Genomic DNA, 23,083 nt, shown 5'->3' with positions numbered 1-23,083 from the left:
GTGATTTTAATTGCGTTGTTACCCCCTTTAGTCCCCCCTTAGAAAGGGGGGAAACAAGAAAAATCCGGTTCCTTCCGCTTATAAAGGGAGGGTTAGGGAGGGGTAAAAAAATATTTTATACATCATTATGGACTTTTCAAACATCCTCTTAGACCATTCTTTTTTTGCAGGTTCAGGAATCGGTTCCGACTTCCTATTTCTATGAATCTCTGCGTAAAGAGTTATATCTGTCCCCATATTTATAACTTTAAATACAGCTAATAATCATTTAGAATAGTAGGTTGGGTAGAAGGTAAGCGTTACCCAACAAAGTTTTGATCATGTCGAGTTTCGTTCCTCAACCCAACCTACGCCTAGATTCAATAATATTGCTCAAAATGCGATCGCCCTAACTGGGAGGCTGTGAAATAACCAAAAATTCCAGATTGCGTAGGCGTAGCCCGTCGTAGACATCGCTGCTTAGTCCGAGTTCCTGTCTGTTCGGCACCTATAAAACGCTACCAGTGCCATCCACCGAGGTTCTACGGAATCAACCGATCTGCGCGTAGTTGCTCGAACAGGTCAAAAAACGACTCGTCCGTTTTCTGATATATGGAGAAGCCGAGTTTGCGGCTCTTCGACATATCGGTCATGACTTCAATCGGACGCCCAAGATCGAGATCAGTGTGCCATGCAGACGATAGACGGCTCAGATCCGACTCGGCGAGGCTATGCTGCTTTGCGATCTCGCGCCAGACAGCATTTTCATTCGCCATTTCGGCTTCGAGCGGGTGGGTTGTGCCGTCGAAGCCAATAGGATCAATGCCGAACCAGTCAGCCAGCCGCCCCCACAACCATATCCAGCGGAAGATGTCGCCATTGACGACGTTAAACGCCTCGTTGTGGGCCGCTTCGGTCTTCGCCGCCCAGACTAGGTGTTTCGCCAGCACCCGTACGTCGGTCATGTCGGAGATGCCCTTCCACTGCGCTTCAGAACCTGGCCAGCGGAACGGGCGCCCGGTTTCCTTGCAGATCGCAGCATACACGGCTAGCGTCGTGCCGAGGTTCATCAAATTGCCGACCGCCTTTCCAATGACAGTGTGAGGGCGATGAATGCTCCAGGTGAAACCGTCACGGGCGGCGGCGGCATAGACCTCATCTTCCTGAGCATAATAGAAATTTTCGACGTCGAGCCGGGGCTGCTCCTCGCGCAATGGAGTTTCTGGCAGCGATCCACCCCTGGCGTATGCATCGAATGGCCCGAGATAGTGCTTGAGGCCGGTGACGAGGGCGACGTGCTGCACTGAGTCCTTCGGTGACAGAACATCCAGTATATTACGAACCATCGTGCCGTTGACCCTGACGTTCTCGGCCTCGGTCGGATTACGCATCCACGTTGTGATGAAGATGTGCGTCGGGGCGATGTTTGAGAGCGCAGTTTTTAGGCTAGCTGGATCGAGCAGATCGGCAGCAACAGGGCGTAACCCTTCCACCCCTTTTTTAAGATTTCGGGCTAACCCATAGGTTGTCCATCCATTCGCAATCAGTTCTCTCGCAAGATTGCTGCCGATGATGCCGCTCGCGCCCACAATTAAGGCTGTCTCATCCATGTAGTGTCTCCGGAAATTTTCTATAGCAATCCTAAGCCCCAAATTTCCAGGCTTAGTATAAATAACATATAAAAAAGACAGGCAAAATGCCTGTCCTATAAGTAATGATTTAGCAAAGAATTTAGAAATTCATTTCAGCAGCTTGGACTTTCTCAACCTGCTTCTTCTTCAGCACAAGCATAACTTGAGCTAACATCACAAGAGCAACGAACGCAATCATCCCTTTGACTCTAGAAACGTCTTGCAGTACGATTTCTGTATCTGATTGACCGAATCCACCAACATTCGGGTTGCTGGTCAAAGCATCACCAGTCTTAACTGCTTGCCCTTCGGAAACAAGTAGTTCTGGCCCTACAGGAATCGGATCAACGACAACATCACCAGATTCAGGCTGGATGCTGACTAGATATTTAACGTTACCGTCTCCATCTTCCTCTTTGGCAATCTTGGTAATTGTGCCAGTAGCGGAAGCGTTGTAAACAGTATTATTGCTCTTTTCACCAGTGGGATAAACTTGTCCGCGTCCCCGGTTAGCACCTAAGTGAACTGAATATTTACCGAAGTGGATGTTTTTATCGGTTGCGGGGTTGGGAGAAAGAACCGGGAAGACGATTTCCTGATACTGTTCACCCGGTAAGGGGCCGACGATGACGACGTTATCTTTGTCTTCGCTGTAGGGTTGGAAGGGAGTGTCGCCAATTTCTGCTTTAAGTTCTTCAGAAATCCGGTCTTCAGGAGCAATCTTAAAGCCTTCAGGTAGCATCAGTACAGCTCCAACGTTCAAGCCAACCTTAGAACCATCGGCACCAACTTGCTGGGCGCTAAGATCGTAAGGGATTTTCACCACAGCTTTGAATACAGTATCAGGTAGCACCGATTGAGGAACTTCCACAACTGTCGGCTTGGCCGCTAGGTGACAGTTGGCACAAACAATCCGTCCGGTTGGTTCGCGGGGAGTTTCGGGATAGGTTTGCTGTGCCCAAAAGGGGTAGGCGGCAGCAGATTGGGGAAGAGCTAGATCGCTGGTGAAGTAAAATGTCAGGGTAGCGATCGCTATGAGCAATGTTTTTACAATCGCTCTAGCACTGCGAGTTAACCTCGCTGTTATGAAAACATTTCTCATCTCTAATAAGGGCAACGATTCTCTGATTGATTGGTCAACAGTCGAGGTTCAAAAGTTGCGAGCTAGGAGTTAGGAGTCTAAAATTTAGACTTTTGACTCTAGACTTTTAACTCAGCACTCAGTACGGGCTAAACCATAGCTATTTGTTAACAGCACTGATTAAGCCCACCAAGGTGCATCACCTGAGCGGAAGTCGGTTTCAGTCCAAGGGGTCAAAACGATTTTGTCGTCGTTTACATTGGTATGCGCCAAAGGCAGAGACAGAGGTGCTGGACCCCGGACAACCTTGCCAGTTTCGTCATACTGGGAACCATGACAAGGGCATTTAAACTTGTTCTCAGCAACGTTCCAGGGAACGACACAACCTAAGTGGGTGCAGATGGCGTTAATGCCATAATCTTTGATTGCCTCTTTGCTGTCTACCACAATATAGGTGGGATCTCCCTTTAGTCCTTGGACTAAGTTGCGATCGCCTGCATTCCGGTTTTCTAGAAATTTAGCGACGCTAACATCGTTACCTAGCTCGTCTTTTGCCGTTACACCGCCACCAGCACCACCACTAACGGGTGGAATAAAGTACTTGACAACGGGATACAATGCACCCAGAGCCACTCCAGTGACAGTCCCGAAAGTGAGCAGATTCATGAACTGACGACGCCCCATATCGGGCACGTCTGCTGATTCAGAAAATTGAGCCATAATCTACGCGCTCTTTGTGTATTTTGTTAAGCATTTTGACAAAAGTACTAGTACCTGAGGAACTCTTGTCTAAGTCGAAATGCTAGCGCTCACAACGATGCCATACTTCTCTGTTCCAAGATATATTTAGCATCTTTTCTGTTAGCATTACATTTCTTTATATCCTTATCATACTGGAGTCACGGAACTTAACATCATAACTAAATGTAAAATCTGATTGAGAAAAGCTATGACAGGACAGGAATTACATCAGATATTGCTTGATAAGTGGGGATACTCTTACGATGTCCAGTTCCGGCGGGTACAGGGAAAGATATTTTTGCAAGTAATGTGGAAATACCTGGAGCAAGCTTCTTTTCCCTTGAGCGAGGCGGAGTACCAAGAGCATCTTGATAGCATTGCTAATTATCTTCATGCCTTGGGTGGGTCAATACAAGTACAAAAATTTATTGCCCAAACACGCGATCGCCCCCGGCTCGGCAAAGCTGTTAGCATTCCTTTAGATTTGGGTGAACGCGCTTCGGAATGGATATTATGACCTACTATTCCACTAATATTAATAATTTCCTGAGTAATCACAGTATTTTTGTATAAAAAACACTGCATTGTTACTAGAGTATCAGTCCAATGAAACAGGAGTCATAATTCAGAATTCCGAATTGGTGAACACTTTACCCATAAAAGTATAGAGTTTTAATAAAAAAGAATATTTAATAGTTATTTTGTCACAAGTTACTCGCGCAGAAGTCTTCTGAATTCTGGTTCCTGACTACTTCTTCGTAAAATATATTGACAAATTGGAGGAAACTCAAATGAGCCGCCAACCATTGCTAGACCCAAATCGTTCGTATACTTTTAGTAATTACTTTGAGCTAGGGTTTGCGGTTGACGATTTAGTGGCTGAATTTGGCTGGTAATGTTTGGCAATTTGGCAAGTTATATCCACAGACACAGTGTATTGAGCAAGGAATCAACCTGTATCGTGTTACTGAAGAGTTGGAAATAGTGGTTAGAATCTTACTAACTGCCCTTCTCAACTAAATTGAGATTTTTTGGAATTTGAATTGAAGCAATGCGATCGCATTATTTACCTGTAAGTTTCACCAGTCCAACACCACCGAAATAAAGCCCTAAAACTGCTCCCGCTAAAAGACTTTGAGTCAGGGGGTCAGTAGAAGGTGTAAGGACGGCTCCTAAAACCACTGCTCCCATAATCACGTAACGCCAACCAGAAACCATCTGTTCAGACGAGACAATATTTAAATTACCAAGCAACAATTGGATAATGGGAATTTGAAATGCTAAACCAGTGCTGAATAACAGTAGCAGCACAAATTCAAAATATTTATCAATTGACCAAAGTTGTTCAACTACATCTGCTCCGTAGCTGATGAAAAATTTCAACGCTGCGGGGATAAGCAGTAAATAGGCAAATACTAACCCAGCCCCAAACAGCACACTCGAACCCAAAACCACAGGCCCCAGTAAACGGCGTTCGCGGCGAGTCATTCCTGGAAGCACAAACTGGATAATTTGGTAAAGAATGAAAGGACTAGTAAGTACGAAGCCAGTGTAGGCTGCAACTTTGAGGGAGACAAAGAAATATTCTCCAGGTGCAAGTTGGAGAAATTTTACTCCTTGTGCTGGAACCTCAAGTAGCTGAACAATCGGCTTAACGGCAAAGAAACAGCCAATAATACCCACCGCTACGGCAATCAGCGAATAGAAAATCCGCAGTCGCAACTCTTCTAGGTGGTCGAAAAGGGACATTTCGACTTCACCTGGCAACTCATCAAGAGGATCAGTGTCTGAATTGCCATATTCTTCTGAGTCGATGTTGGGAAGGTTTATACTATCTACGTCTTGTGAAGGCGTCATGGGTCAGCTAGTAGGCAACATTTGGAACTGAGTGCTGTTGGGCGTTTAACCCGTGTTGTTAGCGGATAGCTATGCTTTAGCCCGTGCTGAGTAATGAGCAAGATTTTTCACTTAGCACTTGGAACTTAGAACTAACTTATAATTAGTACTTATGCACTTGATATATGTCCTGTCCTTTGTGAGCAGTCTTTTAACTCAGCCCTCTTCATTATTTTATCCGGGGAATGCAGCTACCAAGATATGTTTTTGGGTGCTATGGGTTTTTTGTCCTGTTTTTTGCGGTTGCATCTGCATAAGTTAGTAGGAAGCCATCTTGTAGGCAATGCCTAACCTAAAAAAAGGGTGGAACCGATAATTTATAAATCACGTCTCGGCAGCTAGTAGCGCTGGATAAATTCACACAACATCAACATAATATAATACTCAGTTTTAAAAATCCGGTTCATCAAGGTGGCATCTATACATACATAGCGTAATCGGAAATTTTTAGCTGAGGTTGGGTATGAACCGGACAATTTGCATTGCCCTAATGGCATTGCCTGTTTATTTATACAATGTTGAGCTAGGCAATACTTGTAGCAGTGACGTGCCAATTGTCAAAGACCAGTTTCCCATAACACCTGCTCTAATTGCTTACAGTACAAATGCTCAGTCACGTATATTACCGTGGCAAATATCAGCTAGAGATGACCAAACCGAAGATTGCCTTCGGGCTGGTACTTGCAAGGATTGATACTAATTCGTAATTCGTAATTACGGCAGTCCCATAATCAAAACAGGAAATTAATGGTTGTAGAAAATCAAGGGACAGTTGTGGTTACAGGAGCATCAACAGGAATTGGTCAGGCGTGTGCTTTGCTTTTAGACCTGTTGGGCTTCTCTGTTTTTGCTGGCGTGCGTCAAGATATTGATGCTCAAACACTTAAACAGAAAGGGTCACAAAGGCTCATTCCAATTTTTTTAGATGTTACTGATGCTGAATCGATCGCATCTGCGGTTGATCAAGTAACAAATGCAGTCGGTGGTGGGGGAATTTTAGGTTTAGTGAATAATGCCGGAATTGCTGTCCCTGGCCCCTTAGAATTATTACCGATCGCAGAATTTCAATACCAGATGCAGGTTAATGTCAGCGGACAATTAGCAGTAACACAAGCATTTCTTCCTCTCTTACGCCAAAGTCGGGGTCGAATTGTGAATATGGGTTCCATTGCTGGTAGAAGTCCGACGCCGTTCCTAGGAGCTTACAATGCTTCCAAATTTGCGATGGTTGCCCTCACTGATGTCATGCGGATGGAGTTACGTCCTTGGGGAATCTCGGTTTCAATTATTGAGCCTGGTGCGATCGCTACCCCAATCTGGGAAAAGTCTCTAAGTCAATCTGAAATGGCACAACAAAATCTACCACAATCGGCACAAAATCTCTACGGTAAGGCGATGAATATTGTCCGCAAGAAAATGCAGATTATCGCATCTGGGGGAATTTCTGCGGATATTGTTGCTCAGACTGTTGTCCAGGCGCTGACTGCAAAACAACCCAAGACACGCTATCTCGTTGGACAAGATGCCAAAATCGGATCTGTGCTGAAGCATATTTTGCCTGACAAGCTGCATGACAAGATAATTTTATACTCAATGGGGTTGTAGATTATTTTGTTCTCAGTTCACCGATTCTCACTACTTCAGGGGTAGTCACCCTAAATGCAAAAGCTGTCGTGAACAAAATTATGATTTTTATGAACAAAATCGTGATTTTTGTCACCAGCGTTATGTTGATTTAGGAACGAGATTAAAATTTAGTGAAAGAGCCACCACAGTAGGGTTTAATTACCTGAAAATTGCTGTAACAGAACTCTATATTCAAAAAAACTTAAAAATTGTACTCAACAGTACCTTTTTTTGTGTTGGATATTTTTAATATTCATAAGAGTACCTTATTTATAATTGGCAATTTTTGCTAATTATACTTATATTAATATTTATGCTTACTTAAAATAAAATATCAGCATTCCCATGTGTTACATCCAACCTATATACAGCAGATTTCAAATTGGTACAGCTTGGCAAAAATCTAGCTACCATTTCAATTAACAAGACTTGGGGCAAAATCCTGTTGTTAAAAGCGCTTTAGGTTAAAAGTAGGCAAACTGACGTTACAGTGTACTAACTTTCAAAACCATATAGAAAGCCTGTTTTACTCCTGACTGCTGCTGTATATGAACAATTAACCGGAATGCTGCTAGTTTAGTTAGTAGTTTAAGTGAGATGTACTTAAATTAAGGGAAAAATTCCCTACAACCAATAATATTTATTATTCAGCAGATTTTGTCATCCCCATTCCTGAGTGAACTCGATTAGTTATGCTCCTAGATTTGGAAAGATTTTATCAGGCTTGCAATCCGAGCAGACCTCTAATCATAGGAAATGCCAGCGATCGCAGGTACTATATCGATTTTGCTGCGGTGCGGGGTGGTAAAATCATTGAGGCTTTGCAGCGCACGATCGCTCGAATATCGCCGGATGTACCAACTTGTCAGCTATTTACAGGACATCTCGGTTGTGGAAAATCAACGGAGTTGTTACGGCTCAAAGCTGAATTAGAAGCGCAGCAATTTCATGTAGTTTACTTTGAGTCTACCCATGTCTTAGAAATGGCAGATGTGGATGTGACTGATATTCTCTTGGCGATCGCCGGCCAAGTGAGTGAAAGCCTAGAAGCAATGAAAATTAGGCTCAAACCTACCTACTTTAGCAAGTTGTTTGGTGAACTTGTGGATTTCTTGCAGACGCCAATTGACCTTGGGGTAGAAGCAGAGTTGTCTGTGGGAATTGCCAAAATTACAGCTAAAACTAAAGAAAGCCCCCAGTTGCGGCGACGGTTAAGGGATTATCTCGAACCAAGAACAGCAAATATTTTACAGTCAATTAATCAAGAATTATTAGAACGTGCCAACAAGGAACTGAAAGCCAGGGGTAAAAAAGGACTGGTGGTGATTGTTGATAACCTAGATCGAGTCGCAATTCGACCTTTACCATCGGGGCGATCGCTACCAGAATACTTATTTATTCAACGCGGTGAACAGTTACGCAAACTGAATTGTCATGTAGTCTACACTATTCCCTTAGCACTGACTTTCTCTAACGATAGCGCCGAACTTCAACATCGTTTGGGGGGTGGAGTCGCACCAAAAGTGTTACCGATGATCCCTGTACGTCTGCGCTCTGGAGAGATTTTCCTTCAAGGGCTAACGATGTTGCGGCAAATGGTTCTAGCTAGAGCTTTTCCAGACATTTTGGCTAGCGATCGGTTAAGCTTAATTACAGAGGTGTTTGATAATCTGGAAACCTTAGATCGGTTGTGCCTGATTAGTGGTGGTCATGTCCGCGACTTGCTAGGGTTATTGTTTGACTGTCTACGAGAACAAGATCCACCCTTTGATCGGGAGTGTGTCGAATTGGTGATTCAAAGACAGCGCGATTACCGAGCCAATGCCATCGACCCCCATGAGTGGGAACTAATCTTTCAGGTAGTGCAACAGCAGAGAGTTAGAGGTGATATAGAATACCACATTCTATTGCGAAGTTTATTTGTATTTGAATACCGCGATCATCAGGGAGCTTGGTTTGCCGTCAACCCAGTTTTAGCAGAGACGGAAAAATTTAAATCATGGTTGAACGACACCCACAAGCAGATATAAGAGCCGCTAACGAGCGGGCTTTACGAAGTTTGAAAAGAGCAATTGACCTCTCTAAGGGTCAATTCTCCCTGGTTTTAGTGGGCTGCAACTATCGAGTTTTGCAAGAGCAAATGCTGCAACGACTCGAACAACTCTCTTCAGGAGTACACCAAATTCAAAAGGTAGTTCTGCCGCATAATGCTAGAAGCCTTTACACAAGTATTCATTTACAACTGCTAACCGAAAATAATCCGCCATCGGCATTGATGATATTGGGTTTAGAGTCAGTAGATGGACTTGATGATCTACTTAGGTCGATCAATCATATTCGTGATGAATTTCGCAAACGCCACCCATTTCCGATGATTTTGTGGGTGAATGAGGAAGTATTGCAAAAGGTGGTGCGTTTAGCACCAGATTTCGCTAGTTGGGCGGCTACACCAATTCAGTTTGGAATGAGAACTCAGTCATTGCTGCAATTTTTGCAACAGGAAACTGACTCTTTGTTTGCCACGGTGTTACCAAATGCGGCACCTGATAATTCAGGTGATGTGGAAAAGTTAACGCCAAACCTTGGAGGATTGGGGGAGAATTCAAAGTCTGTCAAAAAGCAGGAGAGAGGTTTTCCAGATGCTGTGAAAAGTCAGAATGCTTTCCAACATCAACCTCCTGAAGTTGCAAAGCATTATTCCACTGTGGAGCAAGTCTGGGAACATAGCTATGAACTCCAGTTTGCCATTAGAGAGTTGCACAATCGGGGTATTACCTTAGAGCCAGAATTACACGCTAGTTTAGAATTTGTTTTTGGTTTAGATAATTATATTAGCGATCGCATCAATACAGCTTTAACCCATTTTCAGCAAAGCTTGCAAGTTTGGCAAAAGTTAGTAGAGAGAGGGGATGAGGGAACACAGGGAGTAAGCGGAGATGATGAAGTATTTTCTTCGCCATATCCTCCATCTCCCCCATCTCCCCTACTTCTGCGACAGGGAGTCTTGCTGTTTTATATTGGGCTGTGTTATTGCCGTTTTGCAGAGCAAAATCAAATAGAAAACCGCCGCCATTGGTACACAGCTAAATCTTATTTTCAGCAGTGCTTGAATGTCTTGCAAGTGGCTGGGCGTTCAGACATAGTTGCTGGATTTATTGGTAAACTTGCAGAAGTTTTGCAATATCTGCAAGAGTGGGAGGAATTGCAGACGGTTGCTCAGAAGTCTCTGGAGTTGCATCAAACTTATGGTAGTCAAATCCAATTAGCTTGTGACTACGGTTTTCTGGCGCAAGTGGCTGTGCAGCAGTCGCGCTGGGTACAGGCGAGTATATTAGCACACGTATCACTGCTGAAATTAGCTGAGGCGCAAAAGCATAATGACCCTTATAACTGCTTATTTCCATTATTATTAGGGCAAATTTACTATTTAGTTTTAGCGAAAGCACAGCGAAATTTAGGTGAGTTAGAAGTAGCTCGTGAATACCTGGACAAGGCGACAAAAGAACTGCCAGCAGCCCTAGAAACCAGTGCCCATCAATACGATGCCCATCATTATATTCGCCTATTGCGGAGACTGCGATCGCTTTACTTTGAAGAAGGGCGCTATTTGGAAGCCTATTACATTCGACAAAAACGGCGTTCTATTGAGCAGCAGTACGGTTTTCGAGCTTTTATCGGTGCAGGGCGCTTGCAACCGCAAAGACAGGCGACAAATCCAGCATTAATGTCATCTTCTGGGAGTAGCAGCGTTGCTTTAGAAATTGCTGCTTCTGGTCGGGAGCGTGATATTAATAACTTAATTGGCAGAATTAGCCGCGCCGATAAAAAATTGACGGTGATTCACGGTCAATCAGGGGTAGGTAAGAGTTCTATTGTAACTGCGGGCTTAGTACCAGCACTGCAAAATCGAGCTATTGGCGATCAAATAGCCGTGCCTGTGGTACTGCAAGTTTACACCGATTGGGCGCGGGAACTAGGAAAATCTTTAAGTGAGGCGATGTCTAGTGATGCATCCCTTGCCATTTACGCTGATATTAAGCCAGAAGTAGCCATTGAACCGGAAGCTTTGCCCTACTCTGGCACACCCATCACGATCATGAGAATTTTACAACAACTCCAAGAAAATGCTGATAACCATTTGATCACAGTTTTAATTTTTGACCAGTTTGAAGAATTTTTCTTTGGTTATAGCGATCGCAATCAAAAGCAAGAATTTGATAAATTTATTAGTGACTGCCTGAATATACCCTTTGTCAAAGTTATCCTTTCCTTACGAGAAGATTATTTACATCGGTTATTAGACTTTAAACATCTTTCCGCATTGGAAGCGATTAATAATAATATTCTCGACAAGCATATTCGCTACCAGTTAAACAATTTTTCACCAGAATATGCAAAAGCGATTATCCAAAAATTGACAGAGCGATCGCAGTTTAATTTAGAACCGGCTTTAATTGATGCCTTAATCGAAGATTTATCAACAGAATTTGGTGAAGTTCGCCCCATTGAATTGCAAGTTGTCGGAGCGCAAATCCAAGATGAGCGGATTACTACACTAGAAGAATATCAGCCATATAGACCCAACAAACTTATTGAGCGATATATTAAGGAACTGATTAAAGACTGCGGCCCAGAAAATGAACGAGCCGCCTTACTCGTCTTATACTTATTAACAGATGAAAGTAACAACCGACCTTTTAAAACTCGTGCTGAGTTAGCGGCGCAGCTAGCAGAGGTAGAAGATGCTGGCAAATTAGAGTTAGTATTAGAAATTTTAGTTAGCTCCGGGTTAGTAGTACTATTCCCTGATGTACCAGAACGTTATCAACTGATTCACGATTATTTAGTAGACTTGATTCGCTACCTACAACAACAGGAATCGAGCTTACAGGTACAACTTAACCAGCTGCGCTATAAAGTAGAACAGAGTCAAGCTGAGATTGAGCGACTTAAAAGTGAACTTAGCCAAAATAAGCAGCGAACTAAATTAGTAGATACTCATCCCCAACCGGGTTTAGACTTATTAACAGAATTGCGAGAGTTACACAAGCGGGAAGAATTGAGTCAGTTAGAAATTGAGCAGTTGCGAGCTGAACTTAAAGAAAAAGAATTAACATCTCAACTAGCAGAAAGTCAAAAGAAACAAAGGCTCAGTGAAGCTCAATTAAATCGTTCGTTGAAAATTGCACTGACTGCTTGTGTTCTCGCCATACTAGGATTAAGTGTTTCTATTGTGACAGCAATAGATAGCGAAATTAAAACCCTCAGTGCATCAAGTGATGCCCTCTTTGCCTCCCAAAAAGGTATTGATGCCTTAAAAGAAGGTTTAAAGGCGGGGAGAAAATTACAACAAACAGTCTGGGTAGATTCCTATACAAGAGAGGAAGTACAGACAGCGCTTTATCAAGCAGTTTCTGGGTTAAGAGAATATAACCGCTTGGAGGGGCATATATCTGGGGTAAATAGTGCTACATTTAGCCCCGATCGCTCTTTAATTGCTTCAGCTAGTGCCGATACTACAATTAAACTTTGGCGTCCTGATGGTAGCTTGGTCAAAACCTTATCAGGGCATAAAGATGTAGTTAATAGCGTCAGTTTCAGCCCCGATGGTCAAATCATAGCTTCCGCCAGTCAAGACAAGACGGTGAAACTGTGGAGTCGAGAGGGTCAACTGCTTGCTACCTTATTCGGTCATCAGGGTGTGGTGAATAGTGTCAGTTTCAGCCCAGATGGTCAGATTATTGCCTCGGCGAGTAGCGACAAGACAGTAAAACTGTGGAGTCGGGATAACAAGCTGCTTAAAACCTTGCAGGGACATGATGGTGCAGTGTTAAGTGTCGCTTGGTCACCTGATGGGCAGATCATTGCTTCCGCGAGTGCTGACAAGACGGTAAAATTGTGGAGTCGCGATGGTAAGCTGCTTAAAACCATGCTCTTACATGATGATGCAGTCAAAAGTGTAGCTTGGTCACCCGATGGAAAAGCGATCGCTTCTGCTAGTTTAGACCAGACAATCAAACTGTGGAATCTGGAGGGTAAACTACTGAGAACCTTATCAGGGCATAGTGCTGGAGTTACTAGTGTCAGCTTTAGCCGCGATGGTAACACGATCGCTTCTGCAAGTACCGACGAGACAATTAAACTGTGGAGTTCTGAAGGTGTGTTGCTTGGCACACTGAAGGGACATAATAATTGGGTTAACAGCGTCAGTTTCAGCCCAGACGGTCGCACCCTCGCTTCTGCTAGTCGGGACAAAACTATTAAACTCTGGCATTGGGACGCTGTGTTACTGCGAAAGCCCAAAGCTGATAATGATGACTGGGTAACTAGCATCAGTTTTAGCCCTGATGGTCGCACCTTAGCAGCAGCGAGTCGAGACAAAACTGTAAAACTTTTCAGTCGAGACGGGAAAATAATCCGTACATTCACGGGGCATGAAGGTGAAGTTTGGGGAGTCAGTTTCAGCCCCGATGGCCAGGCGATCGCTTCCGCTAGTAAAGATAAAACGGTGAAGCTTTGGAGTCGTGACGGTAAACTGTTCAATACCTTACAGGGTCATAATGATGCCGTTTTGGGTGTTGCTTGGTCGCCGAATGGTCAAATAATTGCCTCGGCTAGTAAAGATAAAACAGTAAAGCTTTGGAGTCGTAACGGCAAACTGCTCAACACCTTGCAAGGGCATCAAGATGCGGTAAATTGGGTAAGTTTTAGCCCAGATGGTAAGTTGCTAGCCTCAGCCAGTGATGACAAAACAGTGAAAATATGGAGTATAGGTGGTAAATTACTATACACTTTAACTGGTCATAGCCGCCGCGTAAATGGGGTTGCTTGGTCACCTGATGGTCAGGCGGTAAGCGAAGCCATGCCCAAAGGGCTTATCGCTTCAGTTAGTATTGATAGTACGGTGAAACTTTGGAGCCGGGACGGGAACTTGCTAAATAATCTCACGGGGGATGGCGATAGTTTCATTAGTGTGAGTTTTAGCCCCGATGGTAAGACTTTAGCAGCTAGCAGTGATGACAAAGTGAGAATTTGGAACCGAGAAGGGACGTTGTTGATTGCTTTGAAAGGTGATAAGCAAGAGTTAACCAGCGTCAGTTTCAGCCCTGACGGCAAGACTTTGGCTGCGGGTAGTGGTAATGGCACAGTAATTTTCCAGAATTTAGCAGATATCAAACTCGAAAATTTACTCACGCGGGGTTGCCATTTGCTACATGATTATTTGCAGACTAATCAGAAAGTGATGAACAGCGATCGGGCCTTATGTCCTAGTAGGTGATTGAGAAGAATGTTGAAAGGCGTTATATACAGCGCTTCCGGCTATTATGCAATATAGTTTTCCTTTTGCTCATCTCCTATAATAGTTTTCAGCTTTGGGGATGTACTTTATAGCCGCGGGAAGTGCTGTATTAAATTAATTATTTATCCAAATAATCCTAACTCATGCAAAAAATCGTATCCGATCCAAAAATAATGATGGGCAAACCTGTCATTTCAGGAACTCGTATTACGGTTGAATTAATTCTCGAAAAGCTTGCTGCTGGTGAAACACCTCAGCAAATATTAGAAGCGCATCCGCGACTTAGTGATGAAGGAATTAAAGCAGCTTTGGCATTTGCGGCTCAAGCTTTGCGTTACGATGTGGTTTATCCAACGATTGAGAAAGCTTCTTGAAGTTTTTAGGAGACGAAAATTTAGATTGGCAAATTGTTGAACGTCTGCGGCTAGATGGTCACGAAGTTTTGTATGTTGTGGAAATGCAACCAGGAATTCCTGACGATCAAGTTTTGAACTTGGCTAATAATGAAAGTGCAATTTTGTTGACATCAGATAAAGATTTTGGTGAGTTAGTTTTCCGTTTGCGTCGAATTGCGGCAGGTGTGGTGTTAATTCGGTTATTCGGTTTATCTTGAAATGATAGAGCAGAAATTATTGCTAATGCCATTAATGAACATGCAAATGAATTATTAGGAGCTTTTACTGTTATTTCATCTAAAAGTATTCGCATTCGTAAAATAAGGTGATCTAAAAAAATTAAAAAAGGCGTTTTCCAGGGACTATGGTAAAAAATAAAATCCCTATGACCGACTATTAGTCAAGGTCTTAGGGATTTTTTCTGCTTACGGGACTGGTGCGGCTCGAACGCACGACCTGACGCTTAGGAGGCGTCCGCTCTATCCAACTGAGCTACAACCCCAACTATGAAGCATATATAATCATAGCAGTAATTTTAGCGAGACTGCCAAAAATTATCCCAAGAGCCGCCGCCTACTTCTAAACCACAGAGAAAACTTTCTGCTTTCAGGATTATTTTAGATTTACTGCCATTTAATTCTCGTAACTCTAAATTTAGCTTTCCTTGCATGGTGTCTCGGCAACAGTATTTTAAACCTTCCTCTGTAGGGGCACGCAGAGGTGTACCAGGCAAATCCGTAGTTCCTGTTAATTCAATTTCATAGTTAGAGTTGGTAGCTTTCATTTGCCATCTACCCCAAGGCTGAATTTTCCAGTCTACTTGTGAATTCCAGGGAACAAATTCATAAAACTTGCCTTGATAGTGCAACCCAATCATCGCTACAGATTCCATCCACCACAGCACACCCCGCCGTCCACCGCCAGCAGTTAATGCTAAGTCGGGTTCGCCTTCAAAGTAATTACAATTTATCCAAAACCATTTTTGGGGAAAAGCACCACCCCAATTTTTCTCACCGTAGGCTGGGGCGTTGGTGAATTCGTAGATTTTGCCATTCCAGTCAATCTTCCCACTGGCTAAACCGTGAGCCATTAAAATTTGCCATCCGGGTTCAAAAATCTGAGAGAATGAGAGCCAGCCTGCGGTTGATTGCTGAATGCTATTTTTATTACCCCAAGCATATACTGGTTGAATTTCATATTCCCAACGGCAATAATTATTGGTGGCGCGATCGCGAATAATTCCCTGATTCAAGGTAGCTGTGGCTTGATATCCTTCCTGAACATGATGCTCAAACTCTGCTGGTAAAAGGTATAGGGGAGAAACTTGCAAATCCGTTTTACCCCAATGACCTAAACCCAGGACATCTCGACTACCCCAAAATTTGTTCACATCAGGAAAAGTCCGGCATAAATACTCATCATCCGGGCCGAGGATTTGGGCTGCACCGCCACTATAGGGTTTACCGCCGATGGGGTCTTCGATGGAGTACATAAAGGCGAATGTTTGCCCAATTTCCGGTAACGTGATGCGGTAATACCAGCCTTCAAAGAAGCGGCGACTACTGCCATCCCAGTGATAGCCAGAATGCGGTGTTTGGTTTGATTGAAAGAGATTTAGGGGAATAGTTAACATAGATTTATATAGTTGCCGATTTTTTCAGTATGCGCGATGACTTCGATCTCAATCATGCTTATGAAATTCTTGGGCTGAAAACTGGTGCATCACAAGCACAAGTGAAGCGAGCTTACCGTCAACTGGTAAAAATTTGGCATCCCGATCGCTTTCTTGAGCAAAAGCAAAAACAGGAAGCTGAGGAAAAAATCAAATCAATCAACGCAGCTTACAACAAGCTCAAATCTGAAAGTTCATCCGAGCCTCCTACTCCTGAAAACCCATCTTCATCTTCGCCTACAAATCCCACAAAAATATCTGTCAATCGTTGGGATGCAGAAACTTTTTATAGTTGGGGAGTAGAGAATGCTACAGAAGGAAGATATGAAGATGCGATCGCAGATTTTACCCACGCGATTCGTCTCAATCCTCACTATATTGACGCATATAAATATCGTGGGCTAGTTTGCTCTCAACTAGGATACGAATATAGAGCCGCTTCAGATTTAAATAAAGCTGCACAAATAGAACAAGAGTTAACAAATCCGGGGGCTGCACGTACATCACGCTCACCTATACCTGTATCAAAGCCTAGACCTCTAGTAAAAAGATTTTGTCAAGGGATAAAAAGTTTACTGCGGCTAAATCGGCGTTCGAGATAAAAAGCGGAATATATATCATTCGTAGGGGCACAGCAATGCTGTGCCCAAGAGTGCGTGTTGCTTCAGACGGCGACACCATAACTTGAGTTAGATAATACTTATGCTTGGGAATACTAAGTAAAGTTTGATTTGCTGCTGATTTCTTAGTATGAGCGATCGCTTTGATATAAATCATGTTTACAATATTCTGGGGTTAAAACCAGGTGCATCTGTCGATGAGGTCAAGCAAGCTTACCGTCAGATGGCTAAGACTTGGCATCCAGATTGTTTTCTCGAACCGCAGCAAAAGCTAGAAGCAGAAGAAAAAATCAAAGAAATTAATCAAGCTTATGCAAGGTTAAAATCTTCTCAGCCAAATGATATAAATCAATCTGCTTCTACTTCTACCAAAATTGATTTCACTACATTCAATGCTGAAAGTTTCTATAAACGGGGCATGGAGAAAGCTCAAAGAGGAAAATATACTGAAGCAATTGAAGACTTTAGCCAAGCGATTCGTCTCAGCCCTAACTACGTTGAAGCTTACAAATACCGAGGGCTTGCTTGCTCAAAACTAGGATATGAAAATAGAGCTTGGTCTGATTTTAAAAATGCCGCAGAACTGGAACTGAAACAAAAAAAAGTATCGCCTAAACCTTCATCACCACCACCAAAGCCACCAACGCCGCCCAAACCTGCATCACCACCGCCAAAGCCACCTGAACCACAACCTCAACCTTCACCGTGGAAATGTGTACACACTCTGAGTCATCTAAACTGGGTTTTTACTACTGTAATTAGTCCAGATGGGCAAACTCTGGCTAGTGGAAGTACTGATAAGACTATCAAAATTTGGCATCTCGGCACAGGGAAATTGCTACATACTCTCACTGGTCATACAAAATGGGTAAGATGCCTCGCCTACAGCCCAGATAGCCAAACTCTGGTTAGTGGAAGTGATGACAACAGCATGATGATTTGGCAAGTATCTACAGGTAAGTTACTCAGCACCCTCAAAGTACATTCAACCCCAGTTTTTTCTGTAATCATTAGTCCGGATGGTCAAACTGTCCTCAGTGGCGGTAGAGACACTACTATCAAGATTTCCCATATAGGCATGGGACAATTGTTGCACGTCCTCAAAAGTCATTCCTACTTGGTCTACTCCCTTGCTATTTGCCCAAAGCGGCAGATTTTAATTAGTGGTAGTGCAGACAATACCATTAAGTTGTGGAATTTGAAGAGTAGAAAACTGCTGCAAACTCTCAACGGGCATTCAGGTTGGGTAACTTGTGTTGCCATTAGCCCTGATGGGCAAATTTTAGCTAGTGGTAGTTATGACCAGACTATCAAGTTATGGAACATCAGTACAGGTAAGCTAATTAACACAGTTGCGGGACATCATAGTTATGTTTGGTCTGTAGCTTTTAGCCCTGATGGTCAGCATCTTGCAAGTGGTAGTGCAGATTATACTGTGAAGCTATGGAATGTTAGCACTGGACAAAATCTTTACACTTTGGATAACCATTCGGATTGGGTTAACTCTGTCGCTTTCAGTCCCGATGGCAAAACCCTAGCTAGTGGTAGTCGAGACATGACAATTAAAATTTGGCGCTGCGATGTCTAACGACAAATTAAAAATTTAGATGATTTTAGTAAATTTTTTATCAATGAATCACCTGACAATTTAATAACATCTATCTCTGGAGGTACTCTTTCTTTTGATTGAGTATTAACTCCCTAGAGATAGAGCCACTTGCTAATCACAGAGGTTATCCTGAGAATTACCAACAGTTGGGTAGCAAATAAAACTCAATATTTATCAGCAACATACATTTTTCAACTCATAAAAACCTCTTGTTATTACAAAGCTTTAGTTTGTCAATATCTTATCTGAGGAGTTAAATCAACAGCTATGTCCATTCCCAATGAACACGAAAGGAAAAACAGTGAAGTTAAACAAGAATCTTACACTGATATAAATGGTAATACTCACACTGACTTGACGCGAACTACTGAAACAGTCAAGAACAGCACAGACAATCCCAACTCTTATAGTAAGGGTTACGTAGAAGGTCGAAATACTGAGCGTAGCAATCAGCAAGCTGATTTAGCCGAGCGTGACAATAACAATGCTAGTGGTGGTTTGCTGTTGGGTGTTATTATTACTTCCTTGCTTAGTTTGGTTATAGGTGGGGTCTGGTACTTCAACCAGCAGAATAACGCAGCCGTTAACAATACTGTGCCGGTCGTGGTTCCTGTACCAAGTAAGAGCAGTCCAACCCCCAGTGTTGCTCCTCGACCACAAACGACGATAATCGAAAGAACTAGGGAAGTACCTGTGCCTGTTGCTGTTCCTGTTCCTGTTCCACAACAGCAGGTTATACCTCCATCTGCACCTCGCCAACCAGATATTAACATTACTATTCCACCCCAGCAGCCTGCGGCACAAAAAGCACCTTCTGCAACCCAGCCAACCCCCAAAGCCACACAAAGCCCAACGAGTTCAACGAGTAATACTCCGACTTCGCAGAACAAGGGCGATACTTCTACTACTACTGTCGCTCCAGGTACAAAAAGTGATACCTCTAAAACTACTCCACCTGAAGGAGTAGACAAGTCAAACAATAAATCTAATAGCGGTTCTTCTACCGTAGATGATCCTACTACACGCGGTTCTGCTCAATAACGGCTTCTGAATTTTTAGCCCACTTGATAATGCTGGCATTAACGCCAACATATAGCAAGTGGGACAATTTTTAAGCAATATTTATAAATTGTTGCAATAAATTAATGGTATTCAAGTTTAGTAAACGTGTCTTATAGCTGAACAAACAGAATGCTAAATTAAGAGCAACGTACAAAAGGTACAAACAGGTTAAAAGTTAAACAAAAACCTTCAAGTTAGAGCTTGTGCCTCCTGCTCTAATGATATTGCGATCGCTCCGAAGTTGTGGCATCCATTAAATGTGTTTTTGCCTTAAGTTCAATGAGTTGTTTTGGAGGTTCTTACAAAGCACAGCCAGAAAATACCTGCTTAGTTGGAATATAAGGATGTGCAATTCTGAGTAAAGCGATGTCTACGACGGGCTACGCCAACACCAATACTATCCACCAAAGTTTAAGTTATGCAACAGCCAAGGTGGTTAGGACATTAACAGATGATAAAACTTAGACACAAAAAGGCTTTTCACCCAGTCCCCAGTCCCTAGTCCCCAGTCCCTTGCTATAGTTACTTCTGAATTATCCAATCTTCAAGAAACCGCCCCAGGCTGCTAATATTTATCCATCGTAGCTTCAGGCGGTTTCTGCTTTGAATTAGCTAAACAAGTTCAGAATTATTAATGACTAATTAAGGTAATTACAGTCACTTCTGGCGGACAAAATAAACGTCCTGGTTTATAAGTTCCTAAACCACGATTGACATATAGTTGATTTTCTTGCACCCTGTGAAACCCTTGCGCCCACTCCCAATATCGCACTACTTTAGAACAGTCTCCCAGGAAAAATATTACCCAACGCCGTAATTTTTTGGGAATTTGTTTGAGGAGCTTTTTATAATAGAATACTACAGGGCCGATGCCCGGAATAACGATGTGACCGCCGTGGGTATGACCAGAGAGTTGCAAATCTACGCGCCATTGTTGCAATATCTTCGCTGTATCTGGGTTATGGGATAAAACGATACGGGGTGTAACGGAGTTTAGTTGATTCATGACTGGTGCAGGGTGGAATTCCCGTGACCAATAATCAGCTAGTCCTACTAATGGTAATTCTTTTCCTAGTGGATAGGCGATTTCATTCCAAAGCACATGTACCCCTATGCTAGTTAACGCCTGTGTAACTTCTGCTTTGGAGTGGCTGTAATAGATATCGTGATTACCAAGTACGGCGTAGATACCACAGCGACTTTGCAAATGTTTGAGTCGAAGCACCAGTTGGTGAATCGGCGTCGGATCGTCAGTTACGTAATCACCAGTTAATAGAATTAAATCTGGTTCAGCTTCGTTAGTAAATGCGATCGCTTTTTCTAACATATCTTCCGACAGCCGCAAACCATCGTAGTGAAAATCTGACAACTGCACTAACGTTGTTCCTTGTAAAGATGCAGGAAGTTCTGCAATCTTAACCGTGATTTTATCTACTCTTAAATGTCCTGTAAACAACCAATGCATAAGACAACCGATACCCCTCATACCAGCGCTTACAGCTTACCAAAAATCAAAATGTAACTTGAGAAACTGCAATAATTTATGTCTTATACCCCAGATACAATTAACTAATTGATTTATTTGAAATCACTGAATTTAGTTCGGGGTTTTCCCTGCTGCACTTCTCTACGAGACGCTCTTGCGTTCCCTCAGTACAAGTCAGTGACCACCTCCTGCCTTCTCATTCACATTGTAGGGTGATTATAGTAACTTCTGGGCGGCAAAATAAGCGTCCTGGGAGGTAAGTTCCCAAACCACGATTCACATATAACTGATTTTTTCCTAGCCGATGCAAACCCTGTGCCCATTCCCAATGGCTGACTACAGAAACATTTACTTCTAAAAATGGGACTAGACGCCGCACTTTTCTAGGTATTTTTTTTACAACCTTTTCGTAAAACAAGGTTGCAGGGCCAATTCCGGGAATCACTATTTGACCACCATGAGTATGACCAGATAATTGTAAATCAACTCGCCATGCTTGCAGTATCTCCGCAGTATCAGGGTTGTGGGATAAAACGATGCAGGGTATATCGGGGTTTAGTTGATTCATGACTAGTGCGGGGTGGAATTCCCGTGACCAACTATCCGCCAGTCCCACGAGTGGCAATTCTTTTCCTAATGGATAGGCAATTTCGTTCCAAAGGACATGAATTCCAATGCTAGTAAGGGCATCTGTAACTTCTGCTTTTGCGTGTTTGTAATATATATCGTGATTGCCAAGAATAGCATAGATACCACTGCGACTTTGGAGATGTTTCAGTCGAAGTACCAGTTGGTGAATCGGCGTCGGCTCGTCAGTTACGTAGTCACCAGTTAATAGAATTAAATCTGGTTCAGCTTCGTTAGTAGCTGCGATCGCTTTTTCTAACATGTCTTCCGACAGCCGCAAACCATCGTAGTGAAAATCTGACAACTGCACCAGCTTCTTACCTTGTAACGATGCAGGCAACCCTGCAATCTTAACCGTCAATTTCTCTGTACTCAACGGTCCAGATAACAACCAATGCATAAGACGTTCAATAAAGCTCAATCATAGCGCTTACAGCTTAACTAAAAATTATCGGATTGTAAGTAGTAACCAATGCAACTTCTTGAAAATTTCATGAAAGCCGTATATTTTAGCGTATTTATACTTATTTAAATGATTTATCACTTTGCTGTTGATTTATGTCAGAGTATAGTGTCTTTCTCTTAAGAGGGGAGATATAGATTCAACCCTGCGATTATGAACAAGAGTGATTGATATTACGTATCTAAATAAACTCTACAGTGAGGGTTTGTTCACGGAGTTTTTTCACATTTCGCTAGCTGCTTTTTTTGAATTATAAGGGAGAAAACTTTACAGATACTCATCACATGTAGACTTGACAAAAAGCCAACTGATGTAGCAATATTCATTTAAGTCCCTTCCGTCCCATATCTCGAAGTGGGTAGGAGGCAATGCATGATTGGCAGTATTTCTTTAACCACGATCGCAGCAATCTAAATCAAGGCACTTACCGCATCTTTGAGCCGGAGTGGAAAGCAGAGATTCTCCACTGGTTCAGCCAAAAGGATGTAGATAAGCAGCAAAAAGAAGATTTTATCCAAGCTTTAATAGATTTTGATGACGGCTGCGGCGATTCTTATCAGTATCGCGCCTATTTTTTGACGGCTGAGGCTTTATCCCAGTTCCCAGAATGTAGTTTGGGTGATGCAATTGTAGAACAACTACTCAAATGGAGTTATGCCTATTTTCGGCAAGATAAACGAGATTGGCAGATACTACCAAAACCATTGGTGAAGACAGCCAGAAAAACTTTGGAATTAACCCACAGAAGTTTTACATAAACAATACATATCGCTACGAAGCCGTATTTAACATTATCTGGCATTGTGCCAAAAATCTAACTTATCCAGATTTCCACAAAGCAATCAACTAAACAACAAGCGCAGAATTCTTATCTTCCTTTGCGTACCTCTGCGCT

At 42.8% G+C, this 23,083-nt stretch carries 19 protein-coding genes and 1 tRNA gene; 12 read left to right on the top strand and 8 right to left on the bottom strand.

Annotated elements, in window-relative coordinates; translation table 11 throughout:
* Positions 1–521: 521 nt before the first annotated feature.
* The 3 genes from V7K35_RS02410 to petC all read right to left on the bottom strand — a co-directional run bounded on the left by V7K35_RS02410 (position 522) and on the right by petC (position 3,411).
* Complete coding sequence (locus tag V7K35_RS02410; RefSeq protein WP_335076060.1) at positions 522–1,589, bottom strand: SDR family oxidoreductase; 1,068 nt, start codon at positions 1,587–1,589, stop codon at positions 522–524.
* A 121-nt stretch (positions 1,590–1,710) separates the two neighbouring features.
* On the bottom strand, positions 1,711–2,712 hold the full coding sequence (gene petA, locus V7K35_RS02405; RefSeq protein WP_335076058.1) for a cytochrome f: 1,002 nt from the start codon (positions 2,710–2,712) through the stop codon (positions 1,711–1,713).
* Positions 2,713–2,871: 159 nt separating this feature from the next.
* Positions 2,872–3,411, bottom strand: coding sequence for a cytochrome b6-f complex iron-sulfur subunit (petC, locus tag V7K35_RS02400; protein WP_335076057.1), 540 nt, complete (start codon positions 3,409–3,411; stop codon positions 2,872–2,874).
* Between the two features lie 229 nt (positions 3,412–3,640).
* On the opposite strand from petC, the gene V7K35_RS02395 reads away from it, so the two are divergent.
* Entirely contained in the window at positions 3,641–3,949 is a 309-nt protein-coding gene (locus V7K35_RS02395) for a DUF3067 family protein (RefSeq protein WP_334794086.1), read from the top strand.
* 545 nt (positions 3,950–4,494) lie between these two features.
* Here the strand turns inward: V7K35_RS02395 and tatC are convergent.
* Positions 4,495–5,289 (bottom strand): twin-arginine translocase subunit TatC, encoded by a 795-nt coding sequence (gene tatC, locus V7K35_RS02390; protein WP_335076055.1) that lies wholly within the window; start codon positions 5,287–5,289, stop codon positions 4,495–4,497.
* A 502-nt stretch (positions 5,290–5,791) separates the two neighbouring features.
* Between tatC and V7K35_RS02385 the strand changes: the two genes are divergently transcribed.
* The 6 genes from V7K35_RS02385 to V7K35_RS02360 all read left to right on the top strand — a co-directional run bounded on the left by V7K35_RS02385 (position 5,792) and on the right by V7K35_RS02360 (position 14,867).
* A complete protein-coding gene (locus V7K35_RS02385) occupies positions 5,792–6,022 on the top strand; it encodes a hypothetical protein (protein ID WP_334724643.1) in 231 nt (76 codons plus the stop codon).
* A 53-nt stretch (positions 6,023–6,075) separates the two neighbouring features.
* On the top strand, positions 6,076–6,933 hold the full coding sequence (locus V7K35_RS02380; protein ID WP_335076053.1) for an SDR family oxidoreductase: 858 nt from the start codon (positions 6,076–6,078) through the stop codon (positions 6,931–6,933).
* 713 nt (positions 6,934–7,646) lie between these two features.
* Positions 7,647–8,984: a P-loop NTPase fold protein gene (locus V7K35_RS02375; protein ID WP_335076051.1), complete on the top strand. Its 1,338-nt coding sequence runs from the start codon at positions 7,647–7,649 to the stop codon at positions 8,982–8,984.
* Complete coding sequence (locus V7K35_RS02370) at positions 8,954–14,233, top strand: nSTAND1 domain-containing NTPase (protein ID WP_335076049.1); 5,280 nt, start codon at positions 8,954–8,956, stop codon at positions 14,231–14,233. Before V7K35_RS02375 ends, V7K35_RS02370 begins: the two co-directional genes overlap by 31 nt.
* A 164-nt stretch (positions 14,234–14,397) precedes the next feature.
* Positions 14,398–14,628, top strand: coding sequence for a DUF433 domain-containing protein (locus V7K35_RS02365; protein ID WP_196515002.1), 231 nt, complete (start codon positions 14,398–14,400; stop codon positions 14,626–14,628).
* The gene (locus V7K35_RS02360; protein ID WP_335076047.1) at positions 14,625–14,867 is read left to right on the top strand and encodes a DUF5615 family PIN-like protein; all 243 of its coding nucleotides are present in this window, start codon (positions 14,625–14,627) and stop codon (positions 14,865–14,867) included. The genes V7K35_RS02365 and V7K35_RS02360 overlap by 4 nt, the downstream gene beginning before the upstream one ends.
* 210 nt (positions 14,868–15,077) lie before the next feature.
* Here V7K35_RS02360 and V7K35_RS02355 read toward each other — a convergent pair.
* Together V7K35_RS02355 and V7K35_RS02350 are read right to left on the bottom strand one after the other, a co-directional pair.
* Positions 15,078–15,151 (bottom strand) — tRNA-Arg (locus tag V7K35_RS02355).
* Between the two features lie 33 nt (positions 15,152–15,184).
* Complete coding sequence (locus tag V7K35_RS02350) at positions 15,185–16,282, bottom strand: tocopherol cyclase family protein (RefSeq protein WP_335076045.1); 1,098 nt, start codon at positions 16,280–16,282, stop codon at positions 15,185–15,187.
* 29 nt (positions 16,283–16,311) lie between these two features.
* Here V7K35_RS02350 and V7K35_RS02345 point away from each other — a divergent pair, with 29 nt between their 5' ends.
* The 3 genes from V7K35_RS02345 (at position 16,312) to V7K35_RS02335 (ending at position 19,591) form a co-directional block, all read left to right on the top strand.
* The gene (locus V7K35_RS02345) at positions 16,312–16,923 is read left to right on the top strand and encodes a J domain-containing protein (RefSeq protein ID WP_335076043.1); all 612 of its coding nucleotides are present in this window, start codon (positions 16,312–16,314) and stop codon (positions 16,921–16,923) included.
* Between the two features lie 148 nt (positions 16,924–17,071).
* Complete coding sequence (locus V7K35_RS02340) at positions 17,072–18,529, top strand: DnaJ domain-containing protein (RefSeq protein ID WP_335076041.1); 1,458 nt, start codon at positions 17,072–17,074, stop codon at positions 18,527–18,529.
* Positions 18,530–18,817: 288 nt separating this feature from the next.
* A complete protein-coding gene (locus V7K35_RS02335) occupies positions 18,818–19,591 on the top strand; it encodes a hypothetical protein (RefSeq protein WP_335076039.1) in 774 nt (257 codons plus the stop codon).
* Positions 19,592–20,243: 652 nt separating this feature from the next.
* Here V7K35_RS02335 and V7K35_RS02330 read toward each other — a convergent pair.
* Both V7K35_RS02330 and V7K35_RS02325 read right to left on the bottom strand, forming a co-directional pair.
* Positions 20,244–21,077: a metallophosphoesterase gene (locus V7K35_RS02330; RefSeq protein WP_335076037.1), complete on the bottom strand. Its 834-nt coding sequence runs from the start codon at positions 21,075–21,077 to the stop codon at positions 20,244–20,246.
* A gap of 217 nt (positions 21,078–21,294) precedes the next feature.
* A complete protein-coding gene (locus tag V7K35_RS02325; RefSeq protein WP_335076035.1) occupies positions 21,295–22,125 on the bottom strand; it encodes a metallophosphoesterase in 831 nt (276 codons plus the stop codon).
* Positions 22,126–22,556: 431 nt separating this feature from the next.
* On the opposite strand from V7K35_RS02325, the gene V7K35_RS02320 reads away from it, so the two are divergent.
* A complete protein-coding gene (locus tag V7K35_RS02320; RefSeq protein ID WP_335076033.1) occupies positions 22,557–22,946 on the top strand; it encodes a hypothetical protein in 390 nt (129 codons plus the stop codon).
* Positions 22,871–23,038 carry a hypothetical protein gene (locus V7K35_RS29580; RefSeq protein WP_442939668.1) on the top strand — a complete coding sequence of 56 codons (168 nt, stop codon included), beginning with the start codon at positions 22,871–22,873 and terminating at the stop codon, positions 23,036–23,038. The genes V7K35_RS02320 and V7K35_RS29580 overlap by 76 nt, the downstream gene beginning before the upstream one ends.
* Positions 23,039–23,083 lie beyond the last annotated feature (45 nt).

The organism is Nostoc sp. (assembly GCF_036917275.1).
Classification (GTDB): Bacteria; Cyanobacteriota; Cyanobacteriia; order Cyanobacteriales; family Nostocaceae; genus Nostoc.
This window is presented reverse-complemented; position numbering and strand designations above follow the sequence as displayed.